The 23,683-nt window shown below is 54.9% G+C and carries 17 protein-coding genes; 4 read left to right on the top strand and 13 right to left on the bottom strand.

The annotated features are described in order from the left end of the window. Positions 1-10 precede the first annotated feature (10 nt). On the top strand, positions 11-205 hold the full coding sequence (locus BUA49_RS10785) for a hypothetical protein (RefSeq protein ID WP_072797264.1): 195 nt from the start codon (positions 11-13) through the stop codon (positions 203-205). A 257-nt stretch (positions 206-462) separates the two neighbouring features. Then, positions 463-1,821: an aminodeoxychorismate synthase component I gene (gene pabB / locus BUA49_RS10780; protein WP_072797262.1), complete on the top strand. Its 1,359-nt coding sequence runs from the start codon at positions 463-465 to the stop codon at positions 1,819-1,821. A gap of 28 nt (positions 1,822-1,849) precedes the next feature. Here the strand turns inward: pabB and thrH are convergent, their stop codons facing one another. After that, positions 1,850-2,464 (bottom strand): bifunctional phosphoserine phosphatase/homoserine phosphotransferase ThrH, encoded by a 615-nt coding sequence (thrH, locus tag BUA49_RS10775; RefSeq protein ID WP_072797260.1) that lies wholly within the window; start codon positions 2,462-2,464, stop codon positions 1,850-1,852. A gap of 241 nt (positions 2,465-2,705) precedes the next feature. Here thrH and BUA49_RS10770 point away from each other — a divergent pair, with 241 nt between their 5' ends. Then, positions 2,706-3,428 (top strand): phosphoadenylyl-sulfate reductase, encoded by a 723-nt coding sequence (locus BUA49_RS10770; RefSeq protein WP_072797258.1) that lies wholly within the window; start codon positions 2,706-2,708, stop codon positions 3,426-3,428. On the opposite strand, the gene cysB is transcribed toward BUA49_RS10770, so the two are convergent. The 9 genes from cysB to BUA49_RS10725 form a co-directional block, all read right to left on the bottom strand. Next, positions 3,422-4,399, bottom strand: a complete 978-nt coding sequence (cysB, locus tag BUA49_RS10765; protein ID WP_072797256.1) for an HTH-type transcriptional regulator CysB — start codon at positions 4,397-4,399, stop codon at positions 3,422-3,424. The two genes, BUA49_RS10770 and cysB, sit on opposite strands and share 7 nt — an antisense overlap. Positions 4,400-4,809: 410 nt before the next feature. Next, positions 4,810-7,014, bottom strand: coding sequence for an ATP-dependent DNA helicase DinG (gene dinG / locus BUA49_RS10760; protein WP_072797255.1), 2,205 nt, complete (start codon positions 7,012-7,014; stop codon positions 4,810-4,812). Next, on the bottom strand, positions 7,014-7,700 hold the full coding sequence (locus BUA49_RS10755) for a general secretion pathway protein GspB (RefSeq protein ID WP_072797254.1): 687 nt from the start codon (positions 7,698-7,700) through the stop codon (positions 7,014-7,016). Before BUA49_RS10755 ends, dinG begins: the two co-directional genes overlap by 1 nt. 3 nt (positions 7,701-7,703) lie before the next feature. Beyond that, a complete protein-coding gene (locus BUA49_RS10750) occupies positions 7,704-9,437 on the bottom strand; it encodes an ExeA family protein (RefSeq protein WP_072797253.1) in 1,734 nt (577 codons plus the stop codon). 100 nt (positions 9,438-9,537) lie between these two features. After that, the gene (locus BUA49_RS10745; protein WP_072797252.1) at positions 9,538-11,028 is read right to left on the bottom strand and encodes a DUF3336 domain-containing protein; all 1,491 of its coding nucleotides are present in this window, start codon (positions 11,026-11,028) and stop codon (positions 9,538-9,540) included. Positions 11,029-11,057: 29 nt separating this feature from the next. Continuing rightward, the gene (locus tag BUA49_RS10740; RefSeq protein WP_407656693.1) at positions 11,058-11,765 is read right to left on the bottom strand and encodes an MlaA family lipoprotein; all 708 of its coding nucleotides are present in this window, start codon (positions 11,763-11,765) and stop codon (positions 11,058-11,060) included. Positions 11,766-11,875: 110 nt separating this feature from the next. Further along, positions 11,876-12,997 carry a beta-ketoacyl-ACP synthase III gene (locus BUA49_RS10735; protein ID WP_072797250.1) on the bottom strand — a complete coding sequence of 374 codons (1,122 nt, stop codon included), beginning with the start codon at positions 12,995-12,997 and terminating at the stop codon, positions 11,876-11,878. Between the two features lie 124 nt (positions 12,998-13,121). Further along, positions 13,122-16,985 (bottom strand): ATP-dependent RNA helicase HrpA, encoded by a 3,864-nt coding sequence (hrpA, locus tag BUA49_RS10730; RefSeq protein ID WP_072797249.1) that lies wholly within the window; start codon positions 16,983-16,985, stop codon positions 13,122-13,124. A 56-nt stretch (positions 16,986-17,041) separates the two neighbouring features. After that, the gene (locus tag BUA49_RS10725; protein WP_072797248.1) at positions 17,042-18,718 is read right to left on the bottom strand and encodes an AMP-binding protein; all 1,677 of its coding nucleotides are present in this window, start codon (positions 18,716-18,718) and stop codon (positions 17,042-17,044) included. A 185-nt stretch (positions 18,719-18,903) separates the two neighbouring features. Here BUA49_RS10725 and BUA49_RS10720 point away from each other — a divergent pair, with 185 nt between their 5' ends. Continuing rightward, positions 18,904-19,395: a MaoC/PaaZ C-terminal domain-containing protein gene (locus BUA49_RS10720; RefSeq protein ID WP_072797247.1), complete on the top strand. Its 492-nt coding sequence runs from the start codon at positions 18,904-18,906 to the stop codon at positions 19,393-19,395. A gap of 263 nt (positions 19,396-19,658) precedes the next feature. Here BUA49_RS10720 and BUA49_RS10715 read toward each other — a convergent pair whose 3' ends face one another. Genes BUA49_RS10715 through BUA49_RS10705 form a run of 3 tightly spaced genes read right to left on the bottom strand, consistent with a single transcriptional unit; the run spans position 19,659 to position 23,659 of the window. Beyond that, the gene (locus BUA49_RS10715) at positions 19,659-20,837 is read right to left on the bottom strand and encodes a vWA domain-containing protein (protein ID WP_072797237.1); all 1,179 of its coding nucleotides are present in this window, start codon (positions 20,835-20,837) and stop codon (positions 19,659-19,661) included. A 22-nt stretch (positions 20,838-20,859) separates the two neighbouring features. Next, entirely contained in the window at positions 20,860-21,702 is an 843-nt protein-coding gene (locus BUA49_RS10710) for an AAA family ATPase (protein WP_072797236.1), read from the bottom strand. A 28-nt stretch (positions 21,703-21,730) separates the two neighbouring features. After that, complete coding sequence (locus tag BUA49_RS10705) at positions 21,731-23,659, bottom strand: VWA domain-containing protein (RefSeq protein ID WP_072797235.1); 1,929 nt, start codon at positions 23,657-23,659, stop codon at positions 21,731-21,733. Positions 23,660-23,683 lie beyond the last annotated feature (24 nt).

Below are 23,683 nucleotides of genomic sequence, written 5' to 3'. Positions count from 1 at the left end.
AGGCCTGATTTTGAAACACAACAACCTGCCACCCGGCTGCACTGCCAGCAGTATGCCTGCCTTCTCAAAAGCAGCCACGCGAATCGAAACAGCGATGACGGTCACACTTGCGAAGGCAGCCTCAATGCCGTCTTTTGCAGGCGTCAAGGCGATGACCTCCGATGAGATGGTCGAAACCTACGTGAAAGATTCCGCAAGCGGTTAATGAAGGGCCGATCAGGCTGACACCCAGACCGGGTGGCGGGTTTGATCTTTCTATTGCGGTGCCTGATCAGTAGCTAGTGCCTTGCAGACCCTGGCTTGCAACGAAACGGCAGCTTTTCAACTCGGCTAGAATGCCGTTTTCCGATTCCGGGCTGGCAGCGTCGTTTTTATATTTTTTCATTAGAACAGCGCCCCTCCGGCGCCGACAATGCCCGTTTTGTGGCCTGAGTATCATTCTTCCAATTAACCGGAGCTAATTTGCCACTTCCTGTTTCCTCTCCGATTACCCGGCAAGACTATGAACAGCTGCTTGCCCATGCTGCCAGTCAACCGGACTTTGCCTATCTCGGCAGCGTCGGAAGCAACGGTGGCCGTGGTTCATTTAGCGGGTTTTCGGCCTGTGCGATCACAACCAAATGTGTAAGCTCCGGGGACAACAGCGAACTGGATACCAGCACGCTGTCCGAAGAAATGGAGAGCCTCGTTCAAAACCATGAAGTTCCAGTACAGGATGCCAAACGCTTTCTGACGGGCGGGTGGATCGGCTTTCTGAGTTACGAATTCGGATACATCAAAGAAAAACGCCTCTCAGCAATCTGTCCCGCACCTGCAACTCCCCTGCTCCTTGCGGGCTTTTACCTGTGGGCCGCCAGCCATAACCGCATAACCGATACTTACTACCTCTGGGTTCATCCTGAATGCCCGGAACAAACGTGCAGAATTCTCCGGTCCTGGCTCTCCTCCAAACCACAGAGCGAAACAACAAACTGGCAAATGGTTTCGCCCTTTAAAGCTCGCCAGCCAGCTAAAGAGTTTATGACGGGTGTTGAAACTGTTCAGCGCTACATTGACGCCGGTGACTGTTACCAGGCCAATCTTTCCCAGGAATTTGAAGGTAGCTATGCGGGCGATCCCTGGCTGGCGTTTCAGGCGTTGGCTGAGGCGAACCCAACTCCCTACAGCGCGTTCCTGAAAACCGGTGCGGGCGCGGTGCTGTCTATTTCCCCGGAGCGCTTTCTCGAAATCCGTGGTCGCACCATAAAGACCAGCCCGATTAAAGGCACCCGGCCAAGGGGAAACACCCCTTTTGAAGATGCAGGCTATGCTGCCGAACTAAAGGCGTCTGAGAAAGACAGGGCTGAAAACCTGATGATTGTGGACTTGCTGCGCAACGATCTGAGTGTCCACGCTGCGGCAGGGTCAGTCACGGTAGACAGTTTGTTCGCGCTCGAGTCTTACCGGAATGTACACCATCTGGTCAGCCACATTCGCGCCAAACTCGCGGAAGATGCTTCACCTATGCAAGTACTGTTTGATGCCTTCCCCGGCGGTTCCATTACAGGCGCACCGAAAATCCGCGCCATGGAAATCATCCGGGAACTGGAACCTCACTGGCGTGGCCCCTACTGCGGATCGGTGTTTTATCGCGGGCTCGATGGCACTCTGGACAGCAACATCGCTATTCGCACCATGCTGTGTGATGGCAAGGGGACAATTCACTGCTGGGGAGGCGGAGGAATAGTGGCTGATTCGGATCCGAACAGCGAATACCAGGAGACTCTCACAAAAGTGAAACCACTGATGGATTTCCTGGAGAATCTGAACCAGAGCGACTAGCCGTCGCCCTGATTCCATAAACTTATTTTCAGGCGCTGTGAACAGCACTCGCCTTCAAAAACTCTTGCTTAAGATCCTCAAACTCGTGCACGGCCGGATACTGAGGAAACTCTTCAATCACGTTCTGCGGCGCATGGAACAGAATACCTGCCTCTGCCTGCCCCAGCATGGTGGTGTCGTTATAAGAATCACCTGCCGCAATCACACGATAGTTCAGCAGCTGAAAAGCACGCACCGACTGGCGCTTTGGATCCCTCTGGCGCAGCAGATAGTTGGTAATCTGGCCATTCTCTGCAACTTCCAGCTTATGGCAAAGCAGCGCGGGGTAACCCAGCTTTTTCATCAGCGGCATGGCGAATTCATAGAAGGTGTCAGAGAGAATCACCACCTGAAACCGCTCGCGCAGCCAGTCCAGAAACTCACGGGCACCCGGCAGCGGGTCGAGCTCACCGATCACTTCCTGAATCTGCGGCAGGCCATATCCGTGCTGATCCAGCAGCTTAAGCCGCTGAGTCATCAGAACGTCGTAATCAGGAATATCGCGGGTGGTCGCCTTGAGTTCTTCAATACCGGTTTTTTCTGCAAATGCGATCCAGATTTCCGGGATCAATACACCTTCAAGGTCAAGACATGCCAGTTCCACAGTGATCTCCTGATTCATGTTCCAAGTGAGGATTCTAACTGAGAGCAAGGCCCGCTCCCCGTTATAGACGCGGTATCATAAAAAAAACCGGCAAAGAATGCATCGAACATTGCAACAAAACTACGAAGTTTCCAGGCCACATCTACACAATGAGCTATAACTTTATAGACTGTCATTCCTTCATGGAATTAGCCATTTAATGCTAACCTTCACCAAAATCCGCATCAGGTACTGATATGTTATGAGCAATATCCGCGAGCTACAGGACGAACTCGACAGCGAAAGCCCAAGAGCGGTTCTGAAGGCTGCCTTCAAACGCTATGACAACATCGCTATTTCTTTCAGTGGTGCCGAAGACGTGGTGCTCATAGAGATGGCTCACAAGCTGACCGATAACCTGAAGGTATTCACGCTCGACACAGGGCGCCTGCACCCGGAGACCCACGAGTTTATCGAGCGTGTGCGCAAGCACTATGGCATCAGCATTAAGGTTCTGTTTCCGGACACAAGCGAAGTTCAGGATCTGGTGAACCAAAAGGGATTGTTCAGCTTTTACGAGGACGGCCACGGCGAGTGCTGTGGCGTTCGCAAGGTAAACCCGCTCAAGCGCATGCTCGCAGGCGTTGATGCCTGGATTACCGGCCAGCGCAAGGATCAGAGCCCGGGCACCCGCAACGATGTGCCGGTTATACAGGAAGACGCAACCTTCGCCGGCCCCGGTAAAACGCTGGTCAAGTTCAACCCGCTGGCCAACTGGACATCAAAAGAAGTGTGGGACTACATTCGGATGTCGGAAGCACCCTACAACGAGCTTCACGAAAAAGGCTTTGTCAGTATCGGCTGCCAGCCCTGCACCCGCCCGGTTTTGCCCGGGCAACATGAGCGGGAAGGCCGCTGGTGGTGGGAAGAAGCCACACAGAAAGAATGTGGTCTACATGCAGGTAACCTTATAGCCCGTCAGTAAGTGGGCAATTCTACATCCTTGAACAAGGCTTCTATCTCGCTGCGGCTGCTCTGGTGAGCAACGGCTTCCTCGATAGCCTCTTTCGTCAGGTGCGGCGCGAAACGCTGGATGAAGTCGTACATATAGCCGCGCAGAAAGGTACCCTTGCGGAAACCGATACGCGTAACGCTCGGGCGAAACAGTTTTTTGGCGTCCAGTGCGACCAGGTCCGGGTCTGTTTTTGGGTCAAACGCCATACTGGCGATGATCCCGACACCCAGCCCCAGGCGCACATAGGTTTTGATAACGTCAGCATCCGCAGCCGTGAACACGACTTTCGGCGTCAGGCCTTTGGACTGAAACGCCTCATCTAGCTTCGAACGACCTGTAAAACCAAACACGTAAGTCACCAGCGGGTACTCCGCCAGCTTCTCGAGTGTCAGCTCGGACAACTGGGCGAGCGGGTGATCCTTGGGCACAATCACCGTTCGATTCCAGCGGTAACAAGGCATCATGATGAGATCGTTGAACAGCTCCATGGCCTCGGTGGCTATAGCGAAATCAACGGCTCCGTTCGCCGCCATTTCGGAAATCTGCATCGGAGTGCCTTGGTGCATGTGCAATGACACATCCGGATAGGATTTGATAAAGCCACTGATAATGGGCGGCAGTGCGTAGCGAGCCTGGGTGTGGGTAGTGGCAATACTCAGATCACCCTTGCGCTGATTACTGAACTCCTGGGCAATCTTTTTAATGCCTTCCGCACGGCGCAGAATTTCACCCGCCTCACGCACGATGATTTCGCCGCCAGGGGTGATGCGAGTCAGGTGCTTGCCGCTTCGGGCAAATATTTCCAGGCCAAGTTCATCTTCAAGAAGGCGAATCTGCTTGGAAATACCCGGCTGAGATGTAAAAAGACTCTGGGCTGTTGCCGACACGTTGAGATCATGGTGCGCAACTTCCCAGATATAGCGCAACTGTTGTAATTTCATTGACTCTGTCGCTCCCTGAGCTTCCGGCCTGCGGCGGGCTGCATAAAGATATAGATTTTCGGACAAGATTCAAGAATACGCATAACCCGCCTTTTTTTCATTCTTTTTTAGTATAGAAAAGCACTCTGCATCAGTTTAGACCAAAATTGCATTTTCGCAGCTTTTGGCGCCCATGTTCGTTTCTCCAGCTCTTGACTTGACAGAGACAAAGCTCTCATCCGCAATCTATATGGCAAACTCGGCGTCGGCAGGAGAACGGAAGCTCTTGCCCGGGCGCGGGAACTGGACATTCTCACCCAGTAAATATCGCCGGCTTTTTGTGAGGCGTTGTTTCTACACTTGGGTTCTTCGTGGACTCCTTCGATATAAGCCAGCCTTCGGGCTGGCTCTTTTTTTACCGCTCAATTTTTTTACCTCTCAATAATGCGCCGGAACGGTGGCAGCGCATCGAGCAACAGCTGACCATAGCGCCTTGCGACTATACGGCGGTCAAGAATCGTAACCCGGCCAGTATCTTCTTCGGTTCGCAGCAGCCGCCCAACAGCCTGTACCAGTTTGATGGAGGCGCCCGGTACTGTAATTTCCATAAACGGGTTGCCACCGCGCTGACTTACCCACTCGGCCAGGCTCGCCTCAATGGGGTCGTCCGGCACCGAGAAAGGCAGCCGTGTAATCACCACGTGATGCAGGTACTTACCGGGCAAGTCGATACCTTCTGCGAAACTGGCAACACCAAACAGCACGCTGGCCCGGCCCTCATCAATCCGGGTCCGATGCTGGCGCAACACCTCACCCCGAGACATGTCGTCCTGGGTAATGATTAAATCCGGATACTCCGGCGCCAGCGCATCCCGAACCTGGTGCATCTGCCGGCGGGAGGTGAACAGCACAAGCGTGGCGGTTTCACCGGCCCACACTCCCGGCAGGCGTTTGATCAGTTCATCCGCAAAACCGTCATCGGTGGGCAGGCAGGCCATGGCCGGCACTTCAACGGTCGCCATCTCTCCGTAGCGGAATGAGCTGGGGACGACGAGAAAGCGGCTGGCTTCCGGCAGCCCTGCTCTGGACTGAAGGCGGTCGAAACGGCCTAGCGCCGTCAAGGTCGCACTGGTGAGCACAGCGCCATAGGCCCGCGACCAGAGCCGCGAGTAAAGCAGGTTGTCTGCCAATACCGGCGAACTGAACAGAGTAATATCTTCAGCATGATCCCAGCGCTGCCGCACACTCCAGCGCGCCGGAGGGGGGCTCCTGTTGATGCGGGCCTTAGCCCTGGATTCGTCTTCGGTTGTGCCCTGCTCCGAATCGGAGGTCGATGTCCTGCCACTGACCTGCTCAGTCCAGGCGGTCCAAAGCCGCAACTGATCTTCAGACCGGCTGTGGAAAGCCCCGATAACCGGGTACCAGGCTTCTGCGGTATCCCGGTCAATCTCATGCTTTTTGCGCTCATCAAAAGCGCCCTGCAGCTCATCCGCCAATACACCCAGATGCCGCACCAGATTCGCTGTGGCAATCCGGCTTTCAGAGGCCAGCTCAGCCAATGCTTCTGGCAACTCGCCTTCCGGATAGCGCCACTGCGCGGAGCGACGCTCTTCATTGAACTCCCAGCCGGTATTGTGCTCGGCTTCCTCATAAACCCGTGCCAACACAAGATCCACATCGCGAGAGGCTGTACTTATGCGATCGATGCTCTTGGCCGCCTGGGTAGCGGGCGCCAGATAGGGCTGCATTTTGGCCAGCGCCTGGGATAACTGTTTAAGCCATTGCCGGGTCGAGTTCAGCGGAACAGACGCCGCAAAGTGATTCAGCGCTTTGTCTGGCAGGTGATGAGCTTCATCAAAGATGAACAGTGCATTTTCCGGTTCCGGCAGAATCGCGCCGCCACCCAGAGCGAGGTCGGCAAGAACGAGATCGTGGTTAGCCACCACGATGTCCACTTCGTCCAGATCCTTGCGGGCATCGAAAAACGCACAGCTGTCGAAATAGCTGCAGTGGCGATTGGTACACTGACGGTGATCAGTGGTGACCTGCCGCCAGACATCATCGGGTATCTGCTCGGGCCAGTGATCTCTGTCTCCGTCCCACTTGCGAGAGCCGTAGCTTGCCAGCATTTCTTCAAAGAATGCCCGGGTGCCCGGCTCTTCGGTGCCGGGACTGTCCAGCAGGAACAACGGCATAGTGTCACTGTCGCCGTTGCCTTCATCGTGAAGACGGGACTCGAGGCGGGACATGCACAGGTACCGGCCACGGCCTTTGGCGAGCGTCCACGAGAAATTCATTTTGCTGTGTTTCTTCAGATCCGGCAGATCTTTCAGGACAATCTGATCCTGCAGTGCAACCGTTGCCGTCGAGATCACCAGGGTTTTACCCAGGGCCCGCGCTACAGGAATCGCTGCAATCAGGTAGGCCAGAGTCTTACCAGTACCCGTACCCGCTTCAACCACACAGGCAGCTGGCGGTGACGTACGCTGGCCGTCATTCTCCGTGATCTCGCCCATGTACTTTGCAATTTCAGCAATCATAAGGCGCTGACCATAGCGGGCTCGAACGCCTTTACCCGCCAATACGTCGCGGTAACTCTGCTGAATCTGCTGTTTGATGTCGTCGGTCAATGCCATCAGCGCGGGCTCATCCAGTCCCGAACAATGCCCACGCGGAAGGTTCTGCCCTGTTTGCTCAGCACAACCCCGTCCTCGGTCACCTCTTCTACGGTAATACCTGAGAAAGACTCACCCTGGCGGAGGTATTGCCCGTTAATCATCACCCGGCTGGCATAGGGATCGCTGGAGTAGATATGGCTGTTAAACATCAGGTCCGGAATACTCTTTTGAAATGAAAGGGGTAATTCGACCAGGTGCGGCACTCTTGCCCTGGGCTCATCCTGGCGCAACATCGGAGCCTGGCGCTCCCGGGGTAAAGACGGCGTAATAATGGTGGGCCGCTCACGGGCAGGTTCTATTATTGGCTCGCTCACCAGCTCTGGCTCCGGCTGAGGCGCAAGAGCAGTCTCGGTTTCGGGAGCTTGCATTGCTTCCGGGTCCGGCTTCGCAGGCGGCTCCAGTGCGGGCTCAGGCGCAGCTGTTTGAGCACGTGGCTCGACAGGCAAATCGCCTGCCCGTTCCGGCCAGAATACAACCGCCAGCACGCCGGCGTTTACCAGTAACGCCAGCGCCACCCATACCACCGGAGAGATCCGCCGTTTTCTGGGGCGGTGAATCAGTTGTACCTGTTGCCCGAGATCGGGAACCTTGCCCTGGCGGCGTTCCGTTTCAGATTTTCTGAGGGCATCGAGAATGTAGGACATAACCTATCCCTTGCCTCCGGGCCTTGTACTTAACAGCCTTGGAACATCTGCGTTCAGGTCGTTATTGATCTGGATTATTGTCATGGCACCCGCAATCCCGTCCACTGTCAAACCCCGCAAGGACTGATACCAGCGCACCTGATCTTTCGCTGACAGGCGCTTGATTCTTGCGTTGTCGGCAGGCGACCCGCCATGAGCATCTGCAAGCTCCATCATGCGCGCTCCGATCCAGAGCTCTTCTCCCGCAGCATCACCGACGCCGGAGCTCGTGCGATTGGCCATATAATCGGGAAGCTGCCACAACAGCCGATACTCACCAAACCAGAGGGATTCGAGGCTGGAGAAAGACACCTGAACCGGCCCCCCGGGCAAAACAATGTCCGCGACGTCGCCATCGAGATGACGCAGCACTGCGTAACCACGGTTGCCGGCATCATCCTGAAGCATCAGCATGGCCGGCCTGTCCAGAAAGGCCAGGCTTCGACGACTTCCCTGCCGCTCAAGGCAGCCCAAGCCGGATACCCCGGCAAAATCGCAGGCAATCGGGGACTCCTGCGGGCTGTATTCAACGCCCCAGATATCAAACAACCCACGGAAAGCTTCTGGCAGATTCAGTGCCTGTTCTGAAAATCTGAACGGGGGAATTTCCGGATCGGGCCTGGTAGGTGCTTCCTCAACCAGAGGGAGCGCCTGCAAACTTTCAGGTTGCTCGTCAAGTTGTTCTTCAGGCTCGCTTTCTCGTTGTATCGCGCCGCCCTGCTCCGCAGTCGTTTCATTCGCTAACGCTTGCGGCTCTGATCCAAACCCATACTCAGGCCACTTCTGGTAAAGCCAAAAAGTACTGACAATGGCCAGTAGCAGTGATGCGGCGAGCACCAGATAGCCGGGGAGATCCGGTTTGCCTCTGACCCCTGCCGGCTTTGGCCCCAGATTGCTGCCCCCGACTTCCTTTGCGGCCTGTCGTATGTGAGCCGGAGTCACTTCATGCTCACCCTCTGCATAGGCGCCCAATAGCGCACGGTCGCTGATCAGGTTGATCAGCCGAGGTATGCCATGACTCAGGCGGTAGAGTTTGCGGACAGCTGCAGGCGAGAATACATCGCCCCGCATGCCCGCCACACCTAGCCGGTAGCTGAGATAGGCAGGCAGCTCGTTACCGCCGATAGCATCCAGATGATAGCGGGCGGTTACCCGCTGGTTCAGCTGCCGAAGCTTTGGAAGTGCCAGAATCTGCTGTAACTCTGGCTGGCCCAGCAGCACAATCTGCAGCAGTTTTTTCTCGGCTGTTTCCAGATTGGTGAGCAGGCGAAGTTGCTCGAGTACATCTGCCGACAGGTTCTGCGCCTCATCAATCATCAGAACCTTGTGCCGCCCGGCCGCATGGGCCTTTAGCAAATCGCGGTTAATCAGATCCACCAGCTGTTTGATGCTGGCACCGGCCGGATGGGCAATTTCCAGCTCGTCACAAATGGCGGAAAGCAGTTCCCGGGCAGAAAGCCGGGGGTTCAGAATCAACGCAATATCTACATGGGCCGGAGCGTTTTCGATAAAACACCGGCTCACGGTGGTTTTACCGGTACCCACTTCCCCGGTAATCACTATGAAGCCACCCTGCCCCTGCACGCCGTACATGAGATGCGCAAGCGCCTCTTTGTGGCGTTCGCTCAGGTAAAGGTAGCGGGGGTCTGGCGCGATAGAGAACGGCGGTTCTCTGAAGCCGAAGAAGTCGTAATACATGGGCGTCCAGTCAAATGCTCAGGCGCCGGGCTGATCGGCTGTTCACCGAGCCAGGCTCTACAGCAGGGTATCATACCGCCCGCTTCGCAGGCCTGTCATCTCAGGATGGCCCGGAATCAGCACTGTTTATCAGCCTGAGATCAGCAGCGCTGCGGCGGTTTTGCTGTTTCAGGCGGCGCACGCAGCGCTCCAGGGTTTTGGAAATACGAGCGTGGGATCGAATCATGGAGATTTTTGGCCAGGTTGCGCGCTCGCCCGCCAGAATCATCTCCCGCACAAAAGCGGGCTCTGGGTTTGCAAGCATTCGCCGGTAATCCTTGAACCTGTAGGAAGGCGCGATGGTGACGTCTCCCGAATACCGCTGAGCCATAATGGTATACATCTGGCCGGAAATCTGACGGAGCAGTTCAGGCCGAACGCGCTTGCGGAGATAATCAAACACCCCCTGACCGTGAAACTGAATCTCTGACTTCATCAGGTACAACGGCAGATTTGTCACAGAAAGCTTTTCGTCCAGGCCATGGTCGTTCAGGAAAGGCACCACGTGCGGATTGGCCTGGCTTACAATGGTGAAATTCACATCGTAAAGGTGCATGAGCCGCTCAATGGGCAGGTCACTGACAACCGAGCCATCAACAAATTTGAGCCGTGGCATGTAGGGCAGCGCGTTCCCGTTGATGTCCTTTTTCATCAGAGTAACCGGCGGGAAGATACCCGGCACCGCCGCACTGGCAAGTGCAGCGCTCCACACCATCAGGTAGGGTGATGTATAGCCAGACAACAACCGGGCTTTCTGGTGCGTCTGAACCGGCGATACGCTCATGTTAATCGATCGGCCGGTACGCTCGTAAGCTTCCTCAAACGTGTACTCACCAATGTTGGCTCTCAGGCATGTGCGGAGCTGCCCCTGATCCATCAGCCCTTCGCCCCGCATAGCGCTCAATAGTCCGCGCCATTTCCAGGCTTTGAGATCGTGATTTTCAGGCACGAGCATTTCCGGAATTTCAGCGTCTGTATGCACACCCAGCATTCCGGCAATGACGGCACCGATGCTTGAGCCGGTGACAACCTGAGGAAGCAGCCCTCTCTCCCAGAGCGCCTTGATCACGCCAAAATGGAACATGCCCAAGCTCGCGCCACCGCTCAACAGAAGTGTCGGTCGCCCGTAGCTGGTCAGGGTGTCGCGGAAAAACTGAAGTTTGTCAGCAACCGGGAAACCCGGCACCGGGTGGTCGCACAGAAAATCCAGGGCTTCGCAGGCCTGAGCAATATATTCCTCAATCAGATGCTTGGTGCCAACTCTGGAATGGGTATACAGCGCAGGGTTGCCCATGTTGCCAAGATCATGATGAAGGCCCTCGCGCAGAGCTCGTTTCAAGCGCTCAAAATCATTCTGCTGGCGATATTGTTTGATATTGCTCAGGCGGTCGTACAGCAACTCATAGTGATAATGCTCGGAGGCAAAATCCTCTTTCCATTCGGCATTGCCTTCAAGAAAATCCAGTTCAAGTGCTGCGGCCTTCCACACCTCATAGTTCGGCGCCTCGGCCAGCATCTTGCGGAACTTGTGAATTCTTGGATCTTTCAGCACCGTGTGTCTCCCTCAACTGGCCGTCAGGATCAGAAATCGTCGAGCATAAGATCGTTGTTGTCATCACTGGCAAACGGATCCCGGGTCACCTTGCCGTCATTGATCAGAAACTCCCTGCGTTGCATGAATGCGTTACGCACAAAGATATAGGTGTCGCCGGAAATGAAGCTCTCAGCCGGGATCAGATCTGCCCGCTTATCGACAACCTGGACCCCCCGGGCATAATAGGTTTCCGGGCTCTCGACGTCTTCCCAGAGTGACGGAAAAACAAAGCCGTCCGCGCCCAGACCACTCAGGTGGCGAGGACTGGAAGGGCCAAGAAACGGCAGCATCAGGTACGGGCCGGAACTGGCACCCCAGTATCCCAGAGTCTGCCCGAAGTCTTCAGGCCTTTCCGGCAGATCAAACGCTGTCGCGACATCGATCAGACCGCCAAGGCCGAACACCGTGTTATAGGTAAACCGACCGGCTGCCACAATTGCAGACTCGCCCTTCAACTGCAGAATACTGTTCGTGAAGTTCCGGATTTCTGTCAGGTTGTTGAAAAAATTCGTAATGGCACGGTCAGCAAAATTCGGCATGAAGGTACGATAGGTTTTAGCTACCGGCTTCAAGGCCCAGCGGTCAACTGTGTCGTTAAAGTTGTAGACCTTGCGGTTCCAGTTCTCATAAGGATCCTGAGGATTTACCGGCGCCACCGAGCCCTCAGGAACAGGCTCCTGAATATTCTGGGCCATGACTGGCCCTGCTGACATAACAATAGCCAACACAGCCACCAACGGCGTGGCAAACAACCAGCCTCGGGGTAAAAATTTTGTCATGGTCAACTCTTGGGTTGTTGTGGCTTTCAGCGTCGGCGCACTACAACACTGCCAATAGAATAACCGGCACCGAAGGAGCAGATCACACCTATGTCGCCGGTTTTCAGGTCGTCTTTATGTTTGTGGAACGCAATGATAGAACCAGCGGAGCTGGTATTTGCGTACTCATCAAGAATCACAGGCGCTTCATCTTCGCTCGCGTCCCGGCCAAGCACCCTGCGGGCGATAAGCTGGTTCATGTTCAGGTTAGCCTGATGCAGCCACATTCTGCGCAAATTTTCCGGCGCAAGCGACAGGCTTTGAAGATGATTCTGGATGGTTTCAGCAACCAGAGGTGAAACTTCCTTGAATACTTTACGGCCCTGCTGGATAAACAGTTTATCCGGTTTGCCAATACCGGCTTCGTCCGCCCGGTTCAGGAAGCCGAAATTATTCCGTATGTTGTTCGAGAAGGCGGTTTTCAGACGGGTACCAAGAATTTCGAACCCCTGCCCGGGTTGAGTGTCTTCCTCCCGTTCCACCAGAATAGCGGTGCAGGCATCACCAAAAATAAAGTGACTGTCGCGATCGCGGAAGTTCAGGTGTCCGGAACAGATTTCCGGACTGACCACCAGAACAGCGCGCGCCGAGCCATTCTCCACGGAATTAACCGCCGCTTGCAGACCAAAGGTGGCAGAGCTGCAGGCCACATTCATGTCGTAGGCAAAGCCTTCAATACCCAAGGCAGCCTGAACTTCGATCGAAACCGCCGGATAGGCGCGTTGCAAATTGGAACAGGCGACAATGACTGCATCCACATCGCTGGCTTTTTTGCCGGCCTGTGCCAGTGCTTCATTACACGCCACAATGGCCATATCACACTGAACGGAAGGCTCATCGTTACCGCGCTCGGGAATGTACGGGGCCATACGCTTCGGATCAACAATACCCGACTTGTCGATAACATGCCGGCGCTTGATGCCTGAGGCTTTCTCTATGAACGCCGAGGACGACGCCTGAAGAGGCTCCATTTCACCACGCCCAATAGCTTCCGCGTGTTCAGAGTTGTACATCTCGACAAACTGGTTAAAAGCTTCGACCAGTTCATCGTTATCAATGGTTGCCGGCGGTGTATACAGGCCGGTTCCGCTAATGACGGCTTTAATCACGCTAACCCCACGTCGTGAATATGAAAACAGAAAGACAGGAATGTCGTACCTTCGGAAATACTAACACAGTCCCGGGGTTTTGCCCGCCCCGCAAAAGCCCCTACAGCGGGCGGGGCCTAAGCGATCAGACCCGGGTGAGCTCCCACTGTTTATCGAGACGCTTGGCGGATACGGTCATGGCCGTACCCAGTTGCTGGGCAAAAAACGATACCCGGAACTCTTCCAGCATCCATCGATAGAGCACAAGCTCAGGATCGCGAACACCCTGCTTTTGCTGCTCATTCCGTTTGCTTGCATAGCGGGCCCAGAGAGGCTCAATAGTGTGTAGAAACTCTCGCTCACGCCCCATTTCACGGGGCATTTTTTCCAACCTGGCCAACGCTGCTTCAAAATACCTACCAAACTCTGCCAGCCATTGTGGCGGCGTTGCCACCAGAAAGCCCGGATAAACAAGGTTCTGCATCTGAAACTTCAAATCTGACATGCTATTGGCGAGGGCCAGATTGATCTTACCTTTCAGTTGCTTTGCCACTTTCTGATAACCGGCCATTGCCTGGTAAAGGCGTTCGTCGGCCTGCTCCAATGCGGGAATAAAATCGCCCCGATGGCGATCAACCAGCGCATCAAACGCCTCCCGGGTAACGGGCATCTGGTCGTGTAAAAAATGCGCCATTGCCGTGGAAACAAGCAGATCGTCCAGAAGAACTTTTGCCTGCCCGACGGTTGCAAACATAAGGGCGGACTGTTTGAAGCGGGGAAGCTTTCGCTCCAGATCGTCCAGAGTATTTCCAAACCGGTTAAGGATCAGGCGCGCAATACCCTTGCGGTTGGTGTCTTCTGCGGTAAGGCGATCCAGACAACGAATCTCACGCACCCGTTTGCCCAAATCCTCAAGAGCCGGATAAACCGTGATCTGCATGCCACCCTTTTCAGTCTGCACCTGTTTCGGCAGATCGCCGAACTCCCAATCCGTAAATTCGCCAGCAGGCTCCTGGTCACGGCTGTCGTTGGTTGCAGACGCAAGAGCCTCCTCGGCCCGCCCTTCAAGCTGATCCTGAAGCTCTCCAGTCTCCCGGCTTTCAGCAATCACCTTACCGCCGTCCCCGAGAACTCTGAGGTTCATTCTCAGATGGCGAGGCAATTCATCCCGGGGCCAGGCTTCAGGATCAATACGCACACCGGTCATCCGTCGCAACTGCTCTCCCAACTGAAGTGCCAGTGGCTCGTTGGAAGGCTGGAGATTGGCAACCGCAGCGTCCACAAAGTCCGGAACCGGAACAAAATTGCGACGCAGGGATTTTGGCAGGCCTTTGACCAGCGCAATACACTTCTCGCGAAGCAGGCCGGGCACCAGCCATTCCAGGCGCCGGGAGGGAATCTGCCGGAGCGCCATCAACGGCACCTGCAGCGTAACGCCGTCGCGTTCACTGGTCGGCTCAAACTCGTAACTGAGCGGGTAACGAACCCCTTCCCACTCCAGGAAATCCGGGTATAAATCACCCGCCATGGCATCAACCGGCCTTTGCAGAACATCGTCTTCAGTCAGCTCAAGGTTGCGGAGCTCTTCAGCTGTAAGGCCTTTCCACCAGCTTTCAAAGTGGCGACCACTCACTATCTCAGCGGGCACGCGTTCATCGTAAAAACCCACAAGTACTTCGTCATCCACCAGAAGATCCCGACGGCGGGTTTTCTTTTCAAGATCCTCCACGCTTGCGAGCATCTCGCGGTTGCGTTCAATAAAAGGTGCTTTAGAACGATAATCACCTTCCACCAGCGCGTGGCGAATAAACAGATTACGGCACTCAACAGGGTCTATTTTGCTAAACGCTATGCTCCGCTTGGGCACCACATCGAGACCATAAAGGGTAATCTTTTCATACCCCATCACCTGAGCTCTCTTCTGCTCCCAGTGCGGCTCGAAATAGTGATGTTTCACCACGTGCCCAGCCAAGGGCTCTATCCACTCAGGCTGAATGGCGGCCACCATGCGCGCAAACACCCGGCTGGTTTCAACAATTTCCGTGGCCACAATCCATTTAGGCCCGGTTTTGGACACTTTGGAGCCAGGGAAAATCATAACCTTGCGATTGCGGGTGGCCAGGTATTCCTTCTTCTCAACCTTGGTCGCCACCTGTCCCAGCAAACCGGCCAGAATCGCTTTATGTATGGCGTCGTAGGTGGCGACATCTTTGTTAAATGACAGTTTCTGGTCACGGCAAATCAGCGTAAGTTGCCGATGAATGTCGCGCCACTCCCGCATACGCATCCAGCTGAGGAAACTCTTCTGGCACACCTTTTTGAGCTGGTTCTGGGTCAGCTCCTGGCGCTGATCTTCGTAGAAATTCCAGATATTGAGCAGAGTGACAAAATCTGAGTCTTTATCATTAAACGCTGCGTGGGCCTGGTCCGCAGCCTGCTGTTTGTCCTGCGGGCGCTCTCTCGGGTCCTGAACACTCAGCCCCGCCATAATGATCAGCGTTTCTGCCAGGCTGCCCTGGTCTGCTGAAGTCACCAGCATGCGGGCCAGGCGCGGATCCAGCGGCAACTTGGCCATGGTCTGCCCGAGCTTAGTCACCCGGCGCTGGTCGTCTACCGCACTCAGCTCTTCCAGAAGCTTGTAGCCATCGTTGATCAGGCGTTTGTCTGGCGCCTCAAGAAACGGGAAATGCCGGATCTCGCCAAGGCCGGAGGTCGCCATTTGCAGGATAACGGAGGCCAGGTTGGTGCGCAGTATTTCCGGATCGGTGTATTCCGGGCGGTTAAGAAAATCTGCTTCATCGAACAAACGAAAACAGATGCCCGGAGCAACCCGGCCACAGCGACCTGAGCGCTGGTTGGCACTGGCTTGAGATACTGGCTCAACGGGAAGGCGCTGAATTTTGGAACGAACGCTGTAGCGACTGATTCGCGCCACACCGGCATCAATCACGTAGCGGATGCCCGGCACCGTAAGCGACGTCTCCGCAACGTTGGTGGAAAGCACAATCCTGCGGCCGCCATGGCTCTGAAACACCCGGTTCTGTTCCTGATTGCTCAGACGGGAATATAAAGGCAGAACTTCCGTGTGCCGGAGCTCAGCGTGGCGCAGCACTTTGCTCAGGTTCCGGATCTCACGCTCACCCGGCAAAAAGATCAGCACATCGCCCGGCGGTAATTTGTCACTGCGCTCGTGCTGCTCAATCTCATCAAGCGCCGCGAGAACACCATCGTTCCAGCCCTGGTCGCGATCATCTTCATCGCCGGTCAACGGCCGGTAACGGATATCAACCGGGAAGGTCCGGCCGCTGACTTCCAGCACCGGGGCCTTATTGAAGAACTCGCTGAAGCGATCCACTTCAATAGTAGCCGACGTGATGATGACTTTGAGATCAGGACGTTTGGGGAGAAGTTGTTTCAGATAACCCAGCAGAAAATCGATGTTCAGACTGCGTTCGTGGGCCTCATCAATAATCAGCGTGTCGTAACGATCAAGAAAGCGATCGTTCTGGACTTCAGCCAACAGGATCCCGTCGGTCATTACCTTGACCCGGGTCTGTTCAGAGGTGTTATCGGTAAACCGCACCTGATAACCAATCTGCTGCCCGGTCTGCTCGCCCAGTTCCTCGGCGATACGGGCAGCAACACTGCGCGCCGCAATACGTCGTGGCTGGGTATGACCGATCAGACCGCGAATTCCCCGGCCCATATTCATGCAGATCTTGGGTATCTGGGTCGTTTTACCCGATCCGGTTTCACCGGCAATAATCACAACCTGGTGGTTTTCAATCGCTTCGCGGATATCATCCACGCGATCAGAAACCGGCAGCCCGGCAGGAAAGCTCGCTGGCTTATGCAGAGCCTGGCGTCGCTGAACCTTGCCAAGGCCACGATCAAGCCAGCCCGCCATTTTCTCCAGATCTTTCTGGCCGGGTTTTCCCTTGGTTCTTGCCACCAATTTGACGATGCGGGCAGCTTCCTGCTGATTGCAGGCGTCCAACTGCTCCATCATCGCCTTTATTGCGGCCTTTACTGAGGCGTTGTCATCAGGTTGCAAGGTCACCGTAATTACTTGTTACCCGGTTCGTCGCGCAGCTCACGGCGCAGAATCTTACCCACGTTGGTTTTCGGCAGATCATCGCGAAACTCGAAAAAGCGTGGAACTTTGTAGGCCGTCAGTCGCTCACGACAGAACTCTTTCAGCTCATTTTCAGTGACGCCTTCGGCCGTCGCAACAAGGTAAACCTTTACCGCCTCACCACTCTTGGCATCAGGAATACCCACAGCGGCGCACTCAGCCACTTTCGGGTGGCTGCTGACCACATCTTCAATTTCATTGGGATAAACGTTAAATCCGGACACGATGATCATGTCCTTCTTGCGATCAACAATGCGGATATAGCCATCTTCCTGAATCACCGCGACATCGCCGGTCTGGATGTAGCCATCTTCAGTGAAGGATTTCTGCGTATCTTCAGGGCGCTGCCAATAACCGCGCATAACCTGCGGCCCTTTCACACAAAGTTCCCCCGGCTCTCCCAACGCTGTCTCATTGCCATCGTCGTCAAGGGTCTTGACCTGGGTCGAAGGGACCGGCAAGCCAATGGTGCCCAGCTGGATAGCACTCCGGGGATTGAAGGTAACCACCGGAGAGGTTTCTGTCATACCGTAGCCTTCCGATATTGCACAGCCAGTTACCCGCTCCCACATCTTCGCAGTGTCGCTGGTCAGCGCCATGCCGCCTGAAGACGTGAGCTTGAGATGACTGAAATCGAGGTCCTGGAACTCTTCGTTATTGCACAGCGCAACAAACAACGTATTCAGACCAAGGAAGGCGGTGAACTTGTGGTTTTTCAGCTCTTTCACGAAACCCGGAATATCCCGCGGGTTTGGAATCAGCACGTTGTGGCCGCCGGCCTCAAGCATAATGCCGCAGTTCAGAGTGAAAGAATAAATGTGGTAGAGAGGCAGTGGCGCAATCACTACTTCCTGCCCTTCAATGATCGTGTCTTCCATCATCGGGCGAACCTGCAGCAGGTTTGCCACCAGGTTGCCGTGGGTCAGCATCGCGCCCTTGGCGACACCGGTTGTTCCGCCTGTGTACTGAAGCACAGCAATATCATCCTGTTTACACTCAACCGGTGTAAACTTTTCACGGGCGCCTGCGCTGAGCACGGCCGGCAACTTATGGGCCTGCGGAATGCTGAACGGCGGTACCATCTTCTTCACGTGCTTGACCACTGCATTCATCAGCGTGCGCTTGATGGGCGAATGCATATCGGCAATTTCGGTAACGATGACGTGCTCAATGCTGGTATGGGGCAGAACTTTCTCGGCGTTTTCCGCCATATTCGCCAGTACCACCAGTGCCTTGGCACCGGAATCGTTAAACTGGTGCTCCATCTCCCGGCCGGTATACAGCGGGTTAGTATTGACCACAATCAGGCCGGCACGCATGGCGCCAAATACGACAACCGGATACTGAGCCAGGTTAGGCATTTGCACCGCAATACGGTCGCCGGGCTTAAGATCCGTCTTGTTTTGCAGCCAGGCCGCAAAGTTACGGGTTTGGGTGTCCAGATCACGATAGGTGAGAGTTGCACCGACAGCGCTGAAGGCGGGGCGGTCAGCGTATTTTTTAACCGCCTGATCAAACACGTCCACCATGCTGCTGTATTTTTTCAGATCGACTTCACGGGGAACACTGGCGGGGTATTTATCTTGATAGAACTTCTCAAAATCCATCACCATCTCCTGTCTGGCGCTTTTATTTATAATGATTTACAGATGCCGCGCGGTATAAAAATCAACTCGACATAAGTATCAGCCTCAAAAAGTCGGGAGAGAATAGCAGTTTTGTCAACGATGAGGTAGTTTCAGCGCAGAACCGGAAAGACCATCTCCCACACACCTTACGCACGGAGCCCCTGATGAGCGATACCCTTGATACTCTTGAAAATATCACCTACAACGAGCTGAACGAGGGTGACACCGCCACATTTATCCGAACGCTCTCAGAAGATGACCTGGTGCTGTTTGCCGCCGTTTCGGGGGACATGAACCCCGTGCATCTGGACGCGGAATTTGCAGCCGGCTCCATATTCAAGGAACGGGTCGCCCACGGCATGTGGAGCGGCGCACTGATCTCTGCCGCACTGGCTTCGGTTATGCCCGGCCCCGGCACTGTTTATCTGGAACAAAGCCTCTCCTTCAAACGCCCGGTAAAGCTGGACGACACGCTGACCGTAAGCCTAACAGTCCTGCGCAAAGGCCCCAAAAACCGGGTTGTATTCAAGTGTGACGTAACGAATCAAAACAACCAAAAGGTTGTTACCGGAGAAGCCAGAGTTATTGCTCCGACTGAGAAGGTTTCCTTTTATAAACCGACACTGCCAAAGATCACAATCGAAGGCCGCGACTGACAATTCTGGCGCCTGCCCTCGCCCCGAGTTTTGAGTTCAATCATAGAAGCAGACGCGGAAGCGTGTCGATTTATTTGACACAAAGAGGATTTAAAACGGGAAGATGCAACTGAGGCCTGAGGCAATGGGCCCTAGCCAACTGTATTACAGGGCCTATTCAGATCTGGCCTTTTTTTTGCTGAAGGAAATAGGCGGGGATGCGTTGACGCACCCCCGTTTGATATGCCGAGCTTTGCCGATGTCTCAACCGCATCGGCTTTTTTTTATTTGCTCAAATACTTCATGGCCGACTCCAGGCCTTCCACCGTAAGCGGGTACATGTGATTGTTCACAAGCTGTCGGGTCATGCCCAGAGACCCACCCGTTCCCCAGTAGCTTTCAGGTAGCGGGTTGATCCAGACCACCTTGCGGAAATGATCACTGATACGTTGAAACCAGGTCACACCGGCTTCCTGATTCCAATGCTCAATGGAACCGCCCGCGTGGGAAATCTCATAAGGTGCCATGGTAGCATCGCCTACGAAGATCACTTTGTAGTCGGGCGAGTACTTGTGGAGGATATCCCAGGTATCAGTGGTTTCGTTCATGCGCCGGATGTTGCTCTTCCAGATGCTCTCATACACAAAGTTATGAAAGTAGAAGTACTCCATGTGCTTGAACTCCAGGCGCGCGGCAGAAAACAACTCCTCACACACCCGCACATGGGGGTCCATAGAACCGCCCACATCGAAAAAAATCAGCACTTTAGCCGCGTTATGGCGCTCGGGCACCATTTTCAGGTCCAGATAACCCGCATTGCGGGCTGTCGACCGGATGGTGTCGTCCAGGTCCAGCGTGTCTGCAGCGCCCTGGCGCGCGAACTTGCGCAAACGGCGGAGCGCTACCTTGATGTTGCGGATACCCAGGGTAACGCTGTCGTCCAGATCCTTGAACTCGCGTTTTTCCCAAACCTTGACGGCACGCCCGTGGCGGCCCTTTTTCTGACCGATACGAAAACCTTCAGGATTGTACCCGTCAGCCCCAAAAGGAGACGTGCCTCCTGTGCCTACCCACTTGTTGCCTCCGGCATGGCGCTCTTTCTGCTCTTCCATGCGTTTTTTGAAGGTTTCAATCAACTCTTCCAGGCCACCCAGAGAATCAATTTTGGCTTTCTCTTCCTCGCTCAGGTTTTTCTCAAACTCGCCGCGCAGCCACTCATCAGGGATCAGCGCTTCCAGCATCTGATCCAGATGTTCAATGCCCTCGAAGTATGCCTTGAAGGCCAGGTCAAACTTGTCGAAGTGGCGCTCGTCTTTCACCAGGCATAGCCGAGCCAGGTAATAGAACTCTTCCATATCCGCAAACGCGAGGCGCTGTTGCAGCGCTTCCAACAGATCGAGGAATTCACGCAGGCTGGCAGGCACCTTGGCCCGCCGCACTTCGAGGAAAAAATCAATCAACATAAAACCGCACTCTTGCCGAATTTCAGCCGCGACGGCGGGCCATAAACGCCAGCTTCTGCAACAGGTGTACATCCTGCTCGTTTTTCACCAGAGCACCGTATAACGGTGGCAGTGCCGAGCTGCTGTCTTTGTCCTGAAGCATTTTCGCTGTCAGCTCATCTGCCATCAGCAGTTTCAGCCAGTCAATCAGCTCTGAGGTCGAGGGCTTTTTCTTGAGACCCGACACCTTGCGCACATCAAAAAACACTTCCAGCGCATCCTTTACCACCTGCTGCTGAATACCCGGGAAGTGAACATCCACGATGCTTTGCATGGTGGCGTGATCCGGGAAGCTGATGTAATGGAAAAAACAGCGGCGCAGAAAGGCGTCTGGCAGCTCTTTTTCGTTGTTACTGGTGATCACCACGATCGGCCGCTTTACAGCTTTTACAAACTTCCGGGTTTCGTAAACGTAGAACTCCATTCGATCCAGTTCCAGCAGCAGATCGTTAGGGAATTCGATGTCAGCCTTGTCGATTTCGTCAATCAACAGCACCACCTGGTCTTCGGCTTCAAAAGCCTCCCATAGTTTACCTTTGATGATGTAGTTGCTGATGTCATTAACCTTCGCATCACCCAGCTGGGAATCCCGCAAACGGGAAACCGCATCGTACTCATACAGGCCCTGCTGAGCCTTGGTAGTAGATTTAATGTGCCAGGGAATCAGACGCATACCGAGAGCGCTTGCCATTTCCTCGGCCAGCAAGGTTTTGCCGGTGCCGGGCTCGCCTTTGATCAGCAGTGGGCGTTGCAGCGTAATGGCCGCGTTTACGGCCATTTGCAGGTCATCGGTGGCTACATACTTGTCGGTACCGGTAAACTTCATCTGTATCGTTCCTGTCAGTTACTTTAGGTTACTTTTTCTGTTCATCATCCGGTTCGTCGCCCGGCCCATCGTAGTCGGGTAAATCGTCAAATTCGGACAAGTCAAAATCATCCAGGCCAAATTCTTCTTCATCGTCTTCTTCCACCGGTTCAACCAGTTCCGGGATAGCTTCCTCCGGCTCCACAACCGCGCTGGCAACCGGTATATCTTCCTCTGCAGGCTCTTCTTCCGGCTCTGGCTCTGGCTCTGGCTCTGGTTCGGGCTCTGCCATCACGAGCGGAGCCTCCGCCTCCATGTCGGCCATTTCCTGTTTAAGGTCATCCAGGTTCTCGGTTTCTTCGCTAGCGGCATCATCTCCGGCCACTGCGGCACGGCGCTTGCGCATCAGCAAAATAATGATTAGCGCAAGTACCACGAGCGCTCCTGCGCCGGCTCCGATCATCCACAGTGGTATAGGCAGTGATGATGCGGCTTCGGGCTCTTCTTCCGCCACAGGCGCGGGCTCTGTTGGTTCAGCAGGCTCCGGCTGGGGCTGAGGTTCTGCAGCGGACTCAGGTTCTGCCACCGGCTCACTTGCCTGCTCCGGTTCCGGGTTCAAAGGCTCAGAAGCAGCCGGCGCTTCCCCGGCCTGCTCAGCGAGACTGATATCAATGGGTGACCTGATGGTTGGCTCAACCATACCTGCAGGCACGATAAACCGGGTTGTTGCGGTAAATTTTCGTGCAAAGGTTTTGCCGTCCGCAACAATGTCTATTCTGTAAAGACCTTCTGCCGGCAGCTTACTGATGGTGTCTGCGTACACGCCGTCTTCCGGAGGCTGATCAGCCGAAAGTGCCTTGCTGCCGCTGCGCCCGTCTTCCGATGTCAGGCTCAGCTTCACACTCAGTACGTTGAGAAATTCCGGATTGGTCACCTTTTCCGTTTTTTCAAAAAACGCAACGCGGACATCAATCGGTGATTCCGGCGTAAACGTCGCAGGTACAGGGCCTACAACCATCCTCAGATCACTGACGACCGTAACGCGACTGCCCTCACCCAGCTCACCTGTTACCCGCCACTCGCCCACCAGGGGCTCGGTAATGGTAACTAGGTCATAGGCCGTTTCCCGGGCCCAGCGAACGTTGTCAGGCCGAGTGGTATAAAGGAGCGTTTCACCATCAGGCCGGATCAGTTCCAGGCTGGCAGGTTCCTCCCCTTCATCGTTGTCAGCCTTGCCGCGGAAGATTAATGCGGTAAATTCCTTTACACCTCCATCAACGGTGAACGCATTGCCTTCAATCGGAATCTGCTCTTGGGGTGCTGCCGTATTCAGGGCGTCCAGAAAGGCCAGATTGAGGGATTCCGCCGTGTCGGCAATCCGGAAACTGCCTTTTGATTTTTCCGCAAGCGTCTTCAGAAAACCGGCATCCGCCTGATCAGAAAGCGCAACAGGATGGAAAGTCGCGCCTCTGGCCACCAGGTCATTCAATAGCTTGCCCAGAATCCGCTGCTCTTCAGCCCGGTTCACATCCGGGCTGTCCGAGATGTCCACCTTGCCATCTGTCAGCAGAATGAAGTGCGTATTCTCAAGCGAGCCGCCGGTTATATAATCGTCGCTGGCGACTTCAATGGCTCTGCCAAGATTGGTGCGCAAAGCCACAGAATTGATTTGACTGGAGCGGTCGATGGCGATTTCACGCCAGGGCTCCCCGACTTCCCCGTGGGGCACCAGCATGTTCACATACTGGCCGAAGGTCCATACACCAGCCGTGCTGCCCTCTGGTAACACCCGGGCCAACAGCCTTACGGCAGGTTGCCGCAGATTATTGGGGTCGGTTTCCTTCATGGAGCCTGAAATGTCCACAATAATCCGGACATCCGGGCTTTCCGGCAGTGTCAGCGTTGTGGCTTCCTCGGCCCACAGCGTTACGGGCAGCAATAAAGCAGTGAAAAAAACCAGCGTGAGGAGTCTCAGCATTGTTGCTCTCGGAAAAATGTTTAG

This window comes from Marinobacter antarcticus, from assembly GCF_900142385.1.
GTDB classification, from domain to species: domain Bacteria; phylum Pseudomonadota; class Gammaproteobacteria; order Pseudomonadales; family Oleiphilaceae; genus Marinobacter; species Marinobacter antarcticus.
The sequence above is the reverse complement of the archived record's forward strand: the minus strand, read 5'-3'. Positions and strand labels throughout refer to the sequence as shown.

What these genes read in the sequence shown, in the direction of transcription:
- hrpA (WP_072797249.1), bottom strand. Translation starts at nt 16,985, where the DNA reads ATGATGGAGCAGTTGGACGCCTGCAATCAGCAGGAAGCTGCCCGCATC.
- BUA49_RS10755 (WP_072797254.1), bottom strand. Translation starts at nt 7,700, where the DNA reads ATGTCCTACATTCTCGATGCCCTCAGAAAATCTGAAACGGAACGCCGC.
- BUA49_RS10725 (WP_072797248.1), bottom strand. Translation starts at nt 18,718, where the DNA reads ATGGATTTTGAGAAGTTCTATCAAGATAAATACCCCGCCAGTGTTCCC.
- BUA49_RS10750 (WP_072797253.1), bottom strand. Translation starts at nt 9,437, where the DNA reads ATGTATTACGACTTCTTCGGCTTCAGAGAACCGCCGTTCTCTATCGCG.
- BUA49_RS10720 (WP_072797247.1), top strand. Translation starts at nt 18,904, where the DNA reads ATGAGCGATACCCTTGATACTCTTGAAAATATCACCTACAACGAGCTG.
- BUA49_RS10740 (WP_407656693.1), bottom strand. Translation starts at nt 11,765, where the DNA reads ATGGCCCAGAATATTCAGGAGCCTGTTCCTGAGGGCTCGGTGGCGCCG.
- cysB (WP_072797256.1), bottom strand. Translation starts at nt 4,399, where the DNA reads ATGAAATTACAACAGTTGCGCTATATCTGGGAAGTTGCGCACCATGAT.
- BUA49_RS10770 (WP_072797258.1), top strand. Translation starts at nt 2,706, where the DNA reads ATGAGCAATATCCGCGAGCTACAGGACGAACTCGACAGCGAAAGCCCA.
- BUA49_RS10705 (WP_072797235.1), bottom strand. Translation starts at nt 23,659, where the DNA reads ATGCTGAGACTCCTCACGCTGGTTTTTTTCACTGCTTTATTGCTGCCC.
- BUA49_RS10710 (WP_072797236.1), bottom strand. Translation starts at nt 21,702, where the DNA reads ATGAAGTTTACCGGTACCGACAAGTATGTAGCCACCGATGACCTGCAA.
- BUA49_RS10715 (WP_072797237.1), bottom strand. Translation starts at nt 20,837, where the DNA reads ATGTTGATTGATTTTTTCCTCGAAGTGCGGCGGGCCAAGGTGCCTGCC.
- dinG (WP_072797255.1), bottom strand. Translation starts at nt 7,014, where the DNA reads ATGGCATTGACCGACGACATCAAACAGCAGATTCAGCAGAGTTACCGC.